The 13418-nt window shown below is 45.8% G+C and carries 14 protein-coding genes and 1 tRNA gene; 10 read left to right on the top strand and 5 right to left on the bottom strand.

The window, feature by feature from the left end; translation table 11 throughout:
• Positions 1–34: 34 nt before the first annotated feature.
• Together ald and Q1A41_RS10535 are read left to right on the top strand one after the other, a co-directional pair.
• Positions 35–1147 (top strand): alanine dehydrogenase, encoded by a 1113-nt coding sequence (ald, locus tag Q1A41_RS10540; protein WP_299978289.1) that lies wholly within the window; start codon positions 35–37, stop codon positions 1145–1147.
• 262 nt (positions 1148–1409) lie between these two features.
• Positions 1410–3845 carry an EAL domain-containing protein gene (locus Q1A41_RS10535; protein ID WP_299978286.1) on the top strand — a complete coding sequence of 812 codons (2436 nt, stop codon included), beginning with the start codon at positions 1410–1412 and terminating at the stop codon, positions 3843–3845.
• Between the two features lie 25 nt (positions 3846–3870).
• Here Q1A41_RS10535 and Q1A41_RS10530 read toward each other — a convergent pair whose 3' ends face one another.
• Together Q1A41_RS10530 and Q1A41_RS10525 are read right to left on the bottom strand one after the other, a co-directional pair.
• The gene (locus tag Q1A41_RS10530) at positions 3871–4593 is read right to left on the bottom strand and encodes a 16S rRNA (uracil(1498)-N(3))-methyltransferase (protein WP_299978284.1); all 723 of its coding nucleotides are present in this window, start codon (positions 4591–4593) and stop codon (positions 3871–3873) included.
• Between the two features lie 43 nt (positions 4594–4636).
• Positions 4637–4711 (bottom strand) — tRNA-Arg (locus tag Q1A41_RS10525).
• 167 nt (positions 4712–4878) lie between these two features.
• Between Q1A41_RS10525 and arsS the strand changes: the two genes are divergently transcribed.
• The 3 genes from arsS to Q1A41_RS10510 are packed head-to-tail and all read left to right on the top strand — an operon-like array spanning position 4879 to position 7329.
• Entirely contained in the window at positions 4879–5859 is a 981-nt protein-coding gene (gene arsS / locus Q1A41_RS10520; protein WP_299978281.1) for an arsenosugar biosynthesis radical SAM (seleno)protein ArsS, read from the top strand.
• A 50-nt stretch (positions 5860–5909) separates the two neighbouring features.
• Entirely contained in the window at positions 5910–6677 is a 768-nt protein-coding gene (locus tag Q1A41_RS10515; protein WP_299978278.1) for a TIGR04283 family arsenosugar biosynthesis glycosyltransferase, read from the top strand.
• Entirely contained in the window at positions 6670–7329 is a 660-nt protein-coding gene (locus Q1A41_RS10510; protein WP_299978275.1) for a TIGR04282 family arsenosugar biosynthesis glycosyltransferase, read from the top strand. Before Q1A41_RS10515 ends, Q1A41_RS10510 begins: the two co-directional genes overlap by 8 nt.
• A gap of 143 nt (positions 7330–7472) precedes the next feature.
• Here Q1A41_RS10510 and Q1A41_RS10505 read toward each other — a convergent pair whose 3' ends face one another.
• From Q1A41_RS10505 to flgA, 3 genes are all read right to left on the bottom strand, one after another.
• Positions 7473–7991, bottom strand: coding sequence for a flagellar protein FlgN (locus Q1A41_RS10505; protein ID WP_299978272.1), 519 nt, complete (start codon positions 7989–7991; stop codon positions 7473–7475).
• A gap of 114 nt (positions 7992–8105) precedes the next feature.
• Entirely contained in the window at positions 8106–8426 is a 321-nt protein-coding gene (flgM, locus tag Q1A41_RS10500) for a flagellar biosynthesis anti-sigma factor FlgM (RefSeq protein WP_299978269.1), read from the bottom strand.
• 177 nt (positions 8427–8603) lie between these two features.
• On the bottom strand, positions 8604–9314 hold the full coding sequence (flgA, locus tag Q1A41_RS10495) for a flagellar basal body P-ring formation chaperone FlgA (protein WP_299978266.1): 711 nt from the start codon (positions 9312–9314) through the stop codon (positions 8604–8606).
• 225 nt (positions 9315–9539) lie between these two features.
• Here flgA and Q1A41_RS10490 point away from each other — a divergent pair, with 225 nt between their 5' ends.
• The 5 genes from Q1A41_RS10490 (at position 9540) to Q1A41_RS10470 (ending at position 13291) form a co-directional block, all read left to right on the top strand.
• Entirely contained in the window at positions 9540–10481 is a 942-nt protein-coding gene (locus Q1A41_RS10490; RefSeq protein WP_299978263.1) for a chemotaxis protein, read from the top strand.
• 81 nt (positions 10482–10562) lie between these two features.
• Positions 10563–11408 (top strand): protein-glutamate O-methyltransferase CheR, encoded by an 846-nt coding sequence (locus Q1A41_RS10485; RefSeq protein ID WP_299978260.1) that lies wholly within the window; start codon positions 10563–10565, stop codon positions 11406–11408.
• A 256-nt stretch (positions 11409–11664) separates the two neighbouring features.
• Positions 11665–12069, top strand: a complete 405-nt coding sequence (flgB, locus tag Q1A41_RS10480) for a flagellar basal body rod protein FlgB (protein WP_299978258.1) — start codon at positions 11665–11667, stop codon at positions 12067–12069.
• A gap of 11 nt (positions 12070–12080) precedes the next feature.
• Entirely contained in the window at positions 12081–12521 is a 441-nt protein-coding gene (gene flgC, locus Q1A41_RS10475) for a flagellar basal body rod protein FlgC (RefSeq protein ID WP_299978254.1), read from the top strand.
• Positions 12522–12553: 32 nt separating this feature from the next.
• Positions 12554–13291 (top strand): flagellar hook assembly protein FlgD, encoded by a 738-nt coding sequence (locus Q1A41_RS10470; RefSeq protein WP_299978251.1) that lies wholly within the window; start codon positions 12554–12556, stop codon positions 13289–13291.
• Positions 13292–13418: the final 127 nt, after the last annotated feature.

Below are 13418 nucleotides of genomic sequence, written 5' to 3'. Positions count from 1 at the left end.
AGGGCAGGCCATTACTTATTCTGGAGAAGCGATTATGTTGATCGGTGTACCTAAAGAGATTAAAAACCACGAATACCGTGTTGGTCTAACCCCAGCCTCTGTTAAAGAGCTGATTAACAATGGCCATCAGGTCATTATTGAAACCGAAGCGGGTAGCTCAATTGGCTTTGATAATCAGCAGTATATCGATGCTGGTGCCACTATTATCGATACTGCTGAAGAAGTATTCGCGCAAGCGGAAATGATCGTAAAGGTGAAAGAGCCTCAACCCAATGAATGTGAGATGCTGCGCCCAGATCAGATTCTTTATACCTATTTGCACTTGGCCCCAGATCCACGTCAAACCGAGTTGCTGGTTAAATCTGGTGCAATCTGCGTTGCCTATGAAACTGTCACAGCACCAGATGGCACCTTACCGCTATTGGCTCCTATGAGTGAGGTTGCTGGCCGTATGTCGGTTCAGGCGGGTGCACATCACCTTGAAAAAGCACAAGGTGGTCGTGGTGTATTGCTAGGTGGTGTACCTGGTGTTGCGCCGGCAAAAGTATTGGTTATCGGTGGTGGTGTTGTTGGTGATAACGCAGCGGCGATGGCAGTGGGCATGGGTGCTGATGTGACCATTATGGATCGCTCACTACCACGCTTACGTCAGTTGGATACCGAATATGAAGGTCATGTTAAGTGTGTTTATTCTACCGGTGCTGCGATCGAAGAATACGCACTAGAAGCCGATCTTGTTATCGGTGCAGTATTGATTCCAGGCGCTGCTGCCCCCAAATTGCTAACTCGCGATATTATCAGCCGTATGAAGACCGGTTCAGTCGTTGTTGATGTGGCGATTGATCAAGGTGGATGTTTCGAAACGTCTAAAGCAACGACCCACCAAGAGCCAACTTATGTGGTAGACGGTGTCGTACATTACTGCGTAGCTAATATGCCCGGCGGTGTGGCTCGCACTTCCACCATGGCCCTAAACAATGCCACCTTGCCTTACGCACTTGAGATTGCCAATCGCGGTGTTAAAGAGGCTCTTGAGCGTGACGCAGGCTTGATGGCCGGCTTGAATGTTTGCCGTGGCAAAGTGACCTATAAAGCGGTTGCTGATGTGCTAGGTTATGACTATGTTGAACCAGGCGCCGCTTTATAAGTAAGTAGTCGCAATATCTATAAAAAAACCGCCATTAGGGCGGTTTTTTTCGTTCTGGGATGTTCTTTTTGTGCAAAGGACGTTATGTTCTCCCTCCTTTGGTCGACACAGTAATAAAGCATTCATTTGTCTGCTGTTTAAGGCAGTTTTCGCTTATAATTTGAGCCGGCCATAAAGAGAGTTAGTGATAGCTAGCTGGTAACTAAGTACTAATTTTTGTAGGGTTGTTGTGCCGTTTTTTTTCTCTAGTATTTCATTTCGAATGATGCGCATTAGTGTGCTGTTGGCCATGGTATTGGGCCTGCTGACAGCAACTTTGCAGTTCTACTTGGATTACAAAGAAGAAGTGACTGGTCTCGACGATCTCATCGAACGCATCATGGAGGCTTCTCGCCCTCCAACCGCGAAAGCCATTCATACCCTCGATCATGAACTCGCCACTGAAGTTGTCAATGGAATTTTAAGTTACGACTTTGTCCAGCGGGTAGTTATCCGAGATGAAATGGGTATGATTTTGGCGCAGGGGGAGCGCCCTCCAAGGCAAAGTAATACTCTGTGGTTAACAAGCCAAATTGCAGAGCCTGTTAAGAACTATGAAAAGTTAATTCGCTTTCCGGTCTTTGATAAGCAAAGCCACGGAAAAATGGAACTATTGGTGGACGTGGATTGGGCGCTTGCCAGTTTTTATCGTCGTTCAGGCTTGGTGGCGGGTGCAGGCTTTTTACGAAATGTAGTGTTGATTCTCTTATTGTTCACCGTTTTCTATCAAGTGTTGGCTAAGCCCTTGGCAAGACTGGCGAGAGAGGTTAAATCTATTAACCCTGACCACCCGGGGGAAAAGCGCCTGACACCTATTAATTATAGTGGTGAACATGAATTGGCTCAGGTAATCGATAGTTCAAACAGCTTATTGGATGCTGTAGATCTATCGCTAGCAAAGCGCCGAGCGGTAGAGCTTGCTCTTCGTAAAAGTGAGGAGCATGTTCGCCAGATTATTGATAGCTTGCCTGTTCTTGTAGGCGCTAGAAATCGCGACGGAATATACATATTCGCCAACCATGCTCTTGCTAAATTCTTGGGCAGCACGGTTGAGGATATGCAAGGCTGCAGCATCCATGATTTCTCTGAATATTACCTGTCGGATATTGCTCGTGTTCAGGCTTTGGATTTAAAAGTCATTGAGTCAGGTAGTGGTGTAGAAGTCATTGAAGAAATCTATGTGATTAATGGTCGCCAACGCCACTATTTGCAAACTCATATCATGCCGCTCGACTTTTACGATGAAGTCGTTTCATTGGCGGTATCTACCGATGTAACCGAGCAGCGCCGTGCCCAAGCAAAAATGGAGCATATGGCATACCATGATTCGCTCACCAACTTACCAAATCGTCTGCACCTTGTTGAACGTCTAGAGCATGAGTTACGTCGTGCTCAGCGTCACCATTATTTCGGTGCGGTGCTCTTTATTGATCTCGACCAGTTTAAGAATATCAATGACTCCTTGGGGCATCCGGTGGGGGATGCTGTTCTCAAAGAAATGGCGGCACGACTTTTAGATTCGGTGCGCCAGGAAGATTTGGTCGCCCGCCAAGGCGGTGATGAGTTTGTAGTTATACTCACGGTATTGGATACCGAAGCCAGCACCGCCGCCATTAAGGCGGGTGAGGTTGCCGAAAAAATCCGCCAACAACTATCAGCCCCTTTTTACTATGGCGATATGGAGCTGAGGGTAACCTGCAGTGTAGGGGTGGTTATTTACCCTGATTTTAAATCTTCTGTGCATGAACTGCTTAGCTTTGCCGATACTGCAATGTACCAAGTTAAAGATAAGGGCCGTGATGCGGTAGAATTTTTTAACGAAGATATGGCCGACCAGGTTAGTCGGCAGTTGACGATGGAAGGGGATCTGCATCGGGCCATCGAAACTGATCAGTTTGAACTTTACTTCCAGCCAAAAGTTAATACCGAAACGAATCATATCGTGGGTGCGGAAGCATTAATTCGTTGGCACCACCCTAATGATGGCATGGTTTCTCCGGCGGTGTTTATTCCAGTGCTGGAAACTTCTGGGCAAATCATCGAGGTTGGTAATTGGATTGTCGAGCAAGCCTGCATAAAATTGCGTGATTGGTTTGATCGAGGGTTATGGCAGGAGGGCATGACCCTTAGTGTGAACATCAGCCCGCGACAGTTTCGACATCAGGGCTTTGTTGATGATGTTAGCCAGATATTGGCTGATGTTCAAATTCCCCATGGCGCCTTGGATATGGAAATCACCGAAGGTGTTGTTATTCAAGGTGTTGAAGAAACCATCAGTACCATGCGTTCATTATCGGTATTGGGGGTGAGTTTTTCCTTAGATGATTTTGGTACGGGTTACTCTTCGATTAGCTATCTAAAGCGTCTTCCTGTAGCGACCTTAAAGGTTGATCAGAGTTTCGTGCGTGATATACCCGAGGATCGTAGTGATAGGGTGTTAGTGGAAACCATCATAGCGATGGCAAGGCTACTGGGTTTAAACGTAGTGGCTGAAGGGGTAGAGACACGTGAACAGCTGGATCTATTGAGGCAATATGGCTGCCACCAATATCAGGGTTATTATATTAGTCCGCCGATTCCTGAACATGAATTTATCCAATTACTGACAGAGAACCAAAAGCGCTCTCACGGTGAAGAGCTTGATCTAAACAGTGACTAATTAGTATTCATGTTATAGCGCTTATTCAGTTCGCCAGCTTGGCTAGTAATACCGGAACCGCCGTTTCAACTCGCAAGATTCTAGGGCCTAGCGACAAGGTCTGCATACCCGCTTGTTCAAACTTTTCTACTTCGTAATCCGTAAAGCCTCCTTCAGGGCCGACAGCTAAATAGCAATCCTGCTGGCAGGCTTTGGCTGACTTTGCATTGGCGCTGGGGTGGGCAACATAGGCTTTATGGTTTTCAATTAACTCAGGTAATTGATCTTCCACAAAAGGTCGAAAACGTAGGTGCTTGCTGATCTTGGGCAATACCGTATCGACACCTTGCTCTAAGCCCAATAGGGCTTGCTGAAATATTTCTTCATCACTAATTTGCGGTGATTGCCAGTAGCTTTTTTCAACCTTATTGCTGTGAATTAGATGAATTTCCTTAACCCCCATGCTTACCGCACTTTGCAGTACCCGCTTTAACATGAGTGGACGAGGTAAGGCTAGAATCAACTTTATAGGATTGGCAGCGGGTGGTTCGCTGGATAGAGACACTTCAATCGTTGTGCTGTCTTGATCCTGTTCCACAATCAGGCCACGACCCATATTGCCATTGAGTAAGCCGATCTGAATTTCTCGCCCTGGCCCTAACTTTTGAATTTTGACAATATGCTCGTGTTGGCGATTTTTTAGACAAACCCTGATGCGCTCATCGGATTGCGATAAAATATTCTCGTTTTGGAAAAGGGCAAGGTTCATTTGGCTAAAATAGCTGTAAATATTGATGTGTTGGGCCGAAAAATGGCGCCCCCGGCTGGAATCGAACCAACAACTAAGTCTTAGGAGGACCCTATTATATCCATTTAACTACGGGGGCGAAGTTGGCTATTCTATCAATAGCATCGTAATTTTGAAATCTCTGTGAGGAATTCCAACTCAGCTGGAGTACACTTCCTTACCTTAAGCGAACTTACCCTTTATAAAAGCATATCTTTAATGTGCTAATAGCCATAAAAATGACTATCGATTAATAAGAGGCTTGCCTTGAAAGATTCCCGTGATTTGTTATTCCCCAGTGATTTTCCAAGCTTAAAGCGTGGTCGATTGAGCATACTTCAGCTTAATTTGGGCTATTTATGTAATTTAAGTTGCACCCATTGTCACGTTAATGCTGGGCCTAAGCGTACCGAATTAATGGACAGTGACACTATTGATATCGTCATTAAATTGCTTGAGCGCGGTGATATTGAGTGCCTAGATCTAACCGGCGGTGCTCCAGAAATGAATCCTGAGTTCAAGCGACTAGTAATCGAAGCTAAGGCCTTGGGTGTTAAGGTTATTGATCGCTGTAATCTAACCATTTTGCAGGAGCCTGGGTATGAAGATTTAGCACAATTTCTCGCCGATAATGAAGTGGAAGTCTGTGCCTCTTTGCCTTGCTATAGCGAGCAAAATGTTGACGCCCAGCGAGGGAAAGGTGTATTCGAAGAATCCATAGAGGCACTGCAGAAGCTCAATAAACTGGGATATGGCACTGGCTCAGGCTTAGTCTTAAACCTTGTCTATAACCCAGGTGGTGCGTTTTTACCACCACCGCAAGAAAGCCTGGAAGCCGACTATAAGCGTGAGCTGGCCGAAAACTATGGCATTAGTTTTGACCATCTTTTAACCATTACCAATATGCCTATTAGTCGCTTTGGTGCAGTGCTGCATGCAAAGGGTGAGTTTGAAAATTATCTGCAATTGTTAAAAGATAACTTCAGCTCGGAAAATCTCGCCGCTGTAATGTGTCGCCAGTTGGTGAGCGTCGATTGGCAGGGCTTTATGTATGATTGTGATTTCAATCAGATGTTAGAGATGCCTATGACCACTTCATTATCGTCGAATGATTTAATTGTCAGTGATCAACGTCTGCATATTCGCCAGTTACTTGAGCAGTCTTTTAGTGGTAAACCAATCCAGGTGGCTGAGCACTGCTACGGTTGTACCGCAGGCCAAGGTAGCAGCTGCAGTGGTGCGTTGTGACAGCTAAACGGCCAGCTAAACCTTTCATATCGGGTAGAGTAAAACCCTATTTGTCGGTAATAGTACCGATTTATAATGAAAGTCAGAATCTCCACCATGCCTTACTAGGCTTCCAAGCCTTAAGAGAGTTGGGTGCAGAATTAATTTTGGTGGACGGCGGTAGTAGTGATGGTAGCCATGCATTATTGTGGCGTTATCGAAACTTGTGGGATAGCTGTATTGTGGGCAGCCCTGGGCGAGCTAGACAAATGAACGCTGGGGCAGCTTTAGCCCAAAGCGAGCTGCTAATGTTCCTTCACCTTGATTCAAAACTTATCGGCTCGCCTCCTCTTGATAAGCTTTTAGAGCTTGCCGAAATGGGTAAGTGGTCGTATTTCACTTTAGCCCTTAGCTCTAAAAAGTTCCCCTATAATTGGATTGCCTCGTCTATAAACTGGCGTTCTCGGATAAATTCGAATGTAACCGGCGATCAGGTCTTTTGTCTTTCTAAAAAGCAATTTATGGCTCTTGGCGGATATCAAGATATCCCTTTGATGGAAGATGTGGCCTTGTGTGATCGATTAAAACGTCAAGCACGTGGTGTCTGTTTATCATATAAAGTAGAGACATCCTGCCGTCGTTGGCAAAAAAACGGTGTACTGAAAACCATTGTCATGATGTGGTGGTTTAGGTTTTTGTATCGCTGCGGTGTCAGTCCCAACTCACTCGCCAAGCGTTATTACCCAGGTATTAATTTTGACGCGCAGCCCCCCCCAAGTTACCAGCCTTTAGAATCTCTAATTCAGCAACAATCATTTGAGGCCTCTTTGAGTGTCTAAGCAAAATCGTAGACTGCTTATCCAGTTCGCCAAATGGCCAGAATTGGGCAAAGTTAAAACAAGAATGCAGCCTTATCTCACGGTGCAGCAAAGCAAAGCGCTACACAGTAATTTATTGAGGTTCTGTGCAGATCGCCTGTATCAGCCTGAGAAGTGGCAGTCTCAACTTTGTTTGGCTGGCAAAAGCTTTGACCCGACGCTTGATCGGCAAGAGATTTTATCTGAGCTTGGCATCTCGCGAGCGCTTGATTGTTCCTCGCAGGGGAGGGGTGATTTAGGCGCGCGAATGAAATTGGCGGCAACAGAGGGATTGCTGTCAAATAGTAGCGTCGTCATTATTGGCAGTGATTGCCCATTTATCGAGCCAAACTATATTGAAGAGGCTTTTTTAAAGCTTGAGTCATCAAGTGATGTTGTTCTGGGGCCAGCCTTTGATGGTGGTTACGTCCTAATAGGCTTATCTAAAGCCGCAATACTGAATGTAGTCTTCGATGATATGCCATGGAGCCAGAGCCACCTGTTTGAGAGGACCCTGGCTGAATTACAAAGTCATAATGTGAGCTATAGCACTTTAGCCGGCTTGAATGATATTGATCGCCCAGAGGATTTGGCTTTGCTTGAAAAGATAAATTATGAAAAGCTTTGGTTTTAAGCTCTGTCTTTCAAAGCGCAAAAAAGCAACGGTAATTGGAGTTAACTGGCAAATAACCATTGGGGCTAAATTTAAAAGGGCCCTGTAAAATGGGCCCAAGAATAGGGGGGAATAAATACGGCTAACGAAGCGATAAAGTATGCTTAGGCTTGAATAGCGGCGTTGTTGATAAGGCCGGAGCGATTCGTTGTGCCACTGGCATTATATAAACCTTGCTTGCCGTCTTCGCCGCGTATTAGTTGCATCAAACTGCGTACGGTCTGCTGGCTACGAGCGATAATTTTGCCATTGACTTCATTAAGTTGCTGGCATTGTGCAATAGTGTCCTTGAGTGATTGCCAGTGATCTTTTAAATCGGCATCCCCCATAGCGTCAATTAAACTTTCCCACGCGAACTGATCATTTGGCTGCTGTAATTCCTTGAGAATCTCTGCGCGTTGCAATGAACCTGAGTCTAGGGTGTTAAGCAGAGCCGTTTTCTCTTCGAGCAGCTCTCGAAGATATTCGTGGTCACGCTCCTGCAGCGCTTCTTGTTCTTTCTCAAGTAAGTGTAGCAGGGCAAGGCTGCTGGTTAGGTCCTGATCTACCAAGTCAGCAATTGCCATAGAAGAGGCGCTGCGGTTTTTCTGGCCTTGGCCATGTTGGGCTTGTAGTTGTGACATCTGTCTCTCCTGTAGAGCAATAAATTGTGCCGCTTGCACTAGTCCTTTATGTCTAGCCGGCCGAGCGAGACCGGCTCAGATTTAACGAGTAAACACGAGCTGCTTATTCTGGCTTTAGCTGAATAAGTCTTCTTGTTGCAGCATCTTTGCTGCAATGCGCTCTGGGTTTACTTCAAATTTTCCTTCAGCGATCGCTTTTTTAATATTGGCTACCTTTTCGCTGTCCACTTCAGGCGCCTGTGCAACTGCAGCAGATAGCTTGCCGAATGATTTAGCTTCGGAGCTCAACATAACTTTGTCGCCCATATTGGCGGCTGTGGCACCATCTTTAGCGTTGCTGCTGGGTGCTTTGGCATTACTTTCGATGCCGTTACGTTCGCGTGTTGTATTGGTCTGGTTGGCATTGTTAAAGCCGTTGTTGGTATTGATGACCATAATCGTAAGCCTCTGATAAGTATCGTGTTTTTCGCTCGTTTAGATGTTGCATAAAGGGCTCAGTTGCTCTACTGAGAGTTTTCCTTACCCTTGTTGTCGGCTGCTCAAAAGTAATCTTTAGTGTTTTTTTAACTTTTTTTACTTTTTATTTTGGCAATCGCCAAGTGCTTATTCAGCCTATAGTACAACCTCCACTCGACCGGCGGCCACGACACGTGCCTTTACTATTTGTTCTGAACGGTTATTTCTAACCCGGATATGTTGGCCGATCTTACCATCAGCCATTGCAGTGGCTGAGGTGCTGACGCTGGCGCTGCCTAATCGTGCTGCAAGTATTAAGCTGTCCCCGCGACGAATGACTTTGGGTGCTGTCACATAAATCTCTCTTAAGGCTTCACCCTGTGGAACAGAGCGCTTCATTTGTTGGCCGATCAACTGTTCTTCTTGTAATAGCGTCTGACTGGGGCTTACGCTTTGGCTCTGCCAGGAAATATCGGCCTTTTCTATGATTTGCCCTCTGACCAATGGCTGCGCAGCCACAAGAATTTTGGCATAAGCTGAAATACGTGCACTTATAAATATTGCCCAAGGCTTTGGTGCTGCGCAGCTAAGTCTGACACTGGTCTGATTGCGCAGCTTACTCGGGTTGTTTTGTTCAAACTTAATTGGATCAGAGCAAGGCGTTAAACGCAGGCGCTTATCCACTTGGTTTACTCGAACATCAACCCGCTCATAGCCTTGATCTAAGAGGTTGGCGTATTGGGACTCCAAATAGAGTTTGGTTTGCTGCTGCAATAACGTGTTGTATTCAGACTGGGCCGCGCTCACACAGGAAAACAAAAGGCCTGCGCATAATAGCGCGGATCTAAACAGTAGTTTCTGTGCCATGTTGAAGCCCTATTGAATAATTACATTAAAGTGTTGCTTTTGATCGCCGCTAACTTTGCTAATCGCTGTATCACAGCCACGCAAAGCCAAGCGCTGAAAAATTGACACTTTTGCCCTTTTGGGGCGGCTTATTGAATACAAAGCAATAAGTGTGCCCAAAATTAAGGCGGCTGAGAGGCGAGAATTAACCCGGTACCAGGTTCACAGTTTCCGAAGGAATCAAAAATGACAAGATCAAATGCGGCTTATAAAGAAGCAATCAGTGCGGTTGGTAATACTATTGAGGTACTGCTGTTTAAGCTAACAGGTGATCAGCTTTATGGCATCAATGTGTTTAAGGTAAAAGAGGTTTTGCCTTGCCCGTCACTAAGCAGCATCCCGAACAGTGACGATAGTGTTCCTGGCTGTGCCCATATTCGCGGACAGACGATCCCAGTTATTGATCTAGCTAAAGCCGCTGGGATGGGCGAAATTACAGATTTTGATGATCGTTTTTTGATCGTTACCGAATACAGCCGATCGATTCAGGGCTTCTTGGTTTATTCAGTGGATCGCATTGTGACTCTTCAGTGGAGCGACCTGTCAAAGGCTCCTGCGGGGGTCGGTGAGGACAATTACTTGACGGCGGTAGCAAAGATAGACGAGAAGCTTGTCGAGATTATGGATGTAGAGAAAGTCCTTGATGAGGTCAATCCCGTCGATGAGGAAATTGAGGAAGATGTCGTACCTGATGAAGTGATGCATGAAGCGCATGAGCGCAAGCTTCTGATCATTGATGACTCGGCAGTAGCGCGTAAACAGATCAAGCGTGTAGCCGATAAAATGAACATCGACTCAGTCCAGGCTATTAATGGTCAAGATGCTTTGGATTATCTCAATAAGCAATCTGCTGAGGGCCATAACCTCAACTCTGAAATTTATGCCGTTGTGTGTGATATCGAAATGCCAGGTATGGATGGCTATACCTTTGCAACTAAGGCGAAAGGGGATGAGCGATATAGTCAGATCCCGATCCTGTTGCACAGCTCATTGGGTGGGGTTTTGAATGAAGAATTAGTTAAGAAATCCGGTGCCAACCAGTTTTTGGCGAAATTTGAGCCTAACGAGCTTGCCAAGTGGATTAGCACCCAGGTTATAGCGCGTGGAGGCGTTGTAGAAGAGGGTTGATTGGCCTTCTAATTCAGAGCTCTGTGATACGGAGCTCTGTGAGCATGGCCAAAGATGCCGGCAGTCATAGGGTTTATAGGGATGGAAGTAGCATTGGCAATAGCACCAGAAGAAGCGATCGAATTTGAACGGTTCAGGCAGTTTCTGAAAACCGAGTGCGGTATTCACCTTGCTGAAAACAAGCAATATTTGGTGCAGACGAGAGTTAAGCAAATTCTCGAACACAATAAGTTGTCTAGCCTTTCAGAGTTAATTAGTAGGGCAAGCTTGTCACCGCAGCTTAGGCTCGAAGTGGTTGATGCAATGACTACTAATGAAACCTACTGGTTGCGCGATAGCTATCCATTTGAGCTGCTAAAAGACAGTTTGTTGCTAGAGGTTCAGGCTCGCAAGATGGCCACACGAGGGCGCATTAGAATCTGGTCGGCAGCGGCATCTTCAGGGCAGGAAGCCTATTCGATCAGTATGACGGTCGAGGAAACCCCAGCATTACAAATGCCTGTAGAGATTGTTGCTAGCGATATTTCACCCACGATGCTAGATCAAGCTGCGAGCGCTAAATATGATGGCTTAGCCATGGCACGAGGCTTAAGCCCGGTATATAAAGACCGATACTTCACTCAGCAGGGTGAGGACTCATGGCAGGTCAATGGTGATATTCGTCGCCGAGTTAGTTTTCAAACGCTTAACTTAATGAGTAGCTACGGCGGTTTGGGTAAATTCGATATTATCTTTTGCCGAAATGTGCTGATTTATTTTGATCAAGAATTGAAACAGGATATTTTACGTCGCCTGCACGCCTGCCTGAACCCTTCTGGAACTTTGTTCTTGGGGGCCTCTGAAGGTATCAGCGGGGTAGAGGATTACTATGAGATGATAAATTGCCGCCCTGGCATCTGCTATGTAGCTAAGCCCCTGAGCGTCTAATAAACCGATCGATTCCCTGCTCATTTTTTAAAGCCTCAATAGAGGCTTATACCTCTCACGATAAAGCGGAGGCAATGGCTTGCCGCTTTGCCTCCTTGCGCTGTTCCAGTTTATCCATCTTGTTTTTCTTATAGCGTGGTTATTTCAGTAAAGCCTATATAAATCAATGGGTTAAGATTTTTATTTTGTTTTGGCCCAGCTCTTGCTTTGTTTAACGCAACGTCCATTGGACAACTTATTTAGCAGGAGATCTATCGTGGCTATTAGTTTTCAGAACGCTTTAGGAATTCATGATTCGGCCCTTCGCATTCGCGCTCAGCGAGCAGAAGTCATTGCTGAAAACCTAGCCAATGCTGATACCCCTAACTACAAGGCCAGAGATCTTGATTTCCAATCGATGTTGCAAAACCAGCAGCAGCTGCAAAGTCGTGGATTGGAAATGAATGTGAATAATGACATGCATCGCCCTGGCGGCGCGACTTTATTCACTGAAGAAGAGCTGATGTATCGCAACCCATTAGCCCCCTCAGTTGATGGTAATACTGTTGAGGCGCATGTGGAGCACGCTAAATATATGGAAAATTCTTTGGCCTTTCAAAGTAGTTTCACCTTTTTAAACAGCAAATTTAAAGGCCTGATGACGGCCATCCGTGGCGAGTAAGGGGAAGTATCATGTCTCTAAACAATGTATTTAACATTTCTGGTTCCGGCATGAACGCCCAGAGTGTTCGCTTAAACACTACCGCCAGTAACCTTGCCAATGCGCAGTCAGCGAGTTCGAGTATTGATCAGGTTTATCGCGGTCGTCATCCAGTCTTTGCTGCGGCTCATCGCGATGCCATGAATGTAGATTTTGACACCTTGGACGACGGCTTGCCGGCAGCGGCGGGTGTGCAGGTGCTAGGTGTAGTAGAAAGCGATGCTCCATTGCAACGCCGTTATGAACCTCACCACCCTGAATCTGATGAGGAAGGTTATGTGTATTACCCCAACGTTAATGTCGTTGAAGAGATGAGTAATATGATTTCAGCTTCGCGTTCGTTTCAAGTCAATGTCGAAGTGATGAATTCAGCTAAGCAAATGGTTCAGCGCGTCTTAACCCTCGGCCAGTAATTTAACTCTAAGTTTTATAGCAGGAAATTAACATGAGTACGGTGAACGGCAGTATTCAAGACAATCCTTATCTCAGCGGCTTGATTCAAGGCAATGGGACTCAGGCAGCTCAGTCCGGTGGCACTAAAGAGGCCGATAATGAGTTGGGCAAAGATGCTTTCTTAGAGTTGATGGTTGCCCAGTTGAAAAACCAAAGCCCCTTAAACCCTACTGAAAACGGTGAGTTTGTAGCTCAGCTGGCTCAGTTTAGTAGCGTTGAATCCTTGGATAACTTAAATACCAGCTTTGATACTTTTCAATCCAACTTTCAATCGAATCAAGCCTTGCAAGCGTCTTCGCTGGTGGGCCGTTATGTCACAGTACCGGCCAGTGAAACTCAGTTGCCGCCTAGTGGTGTTGTGTCTGGTGTGGTCAAAATGCAAAACGCGGCGAGTGATGTTTTCCTTACTGTTAGTAATGAGGCGGGCGCAACGGTTGATCAAATTCCATTGGGTAGCTTGCCGGCGGGTGAGCACAATTTCCGTTGGGATGGTAAGCAGTTAGAACTTAATGGACAGCTATTGGATTGGCAATCGGAAAACGAAACCGTAATTCCAGGTGAATACGGCTTTAGAGTGGCTGGCAGCAGTGGTGGGAATAGCGAGCAATTTGATACTTCTTTAAGTGCACAAGTTAGCAGTGTCACTATGGGAGCAAATAGCCAGCTTACTCTGAATCTGAAGGGTATGGGATCAGTTGGGTTTGATCAAGTTGAGCAATTCAATTACTAATTGGGCACGATTTTTGAATCGTATTTAACAAGAGTGCTAAACAGCTGGGCAGCACTAAAGCAGTAATCGTGTAGCGCAGTAGGTATAAAATTTTTTAGTAAAAAATTTGCCGCAGCGGCAATAAGTG

It is taken from the genome of uncultured Pseudoteredinibacter sp., assembly GCF_947502065.1.
Lineage (GTDB): Bacteria > Pseudomonadota > Gammaproteobacteria > Pseudomonadales > Cellvibrionaceae > Pseudoteredinibacter.
This window is presented reverse-complemented; position numbering and strand designations above follow the sequence as displayed.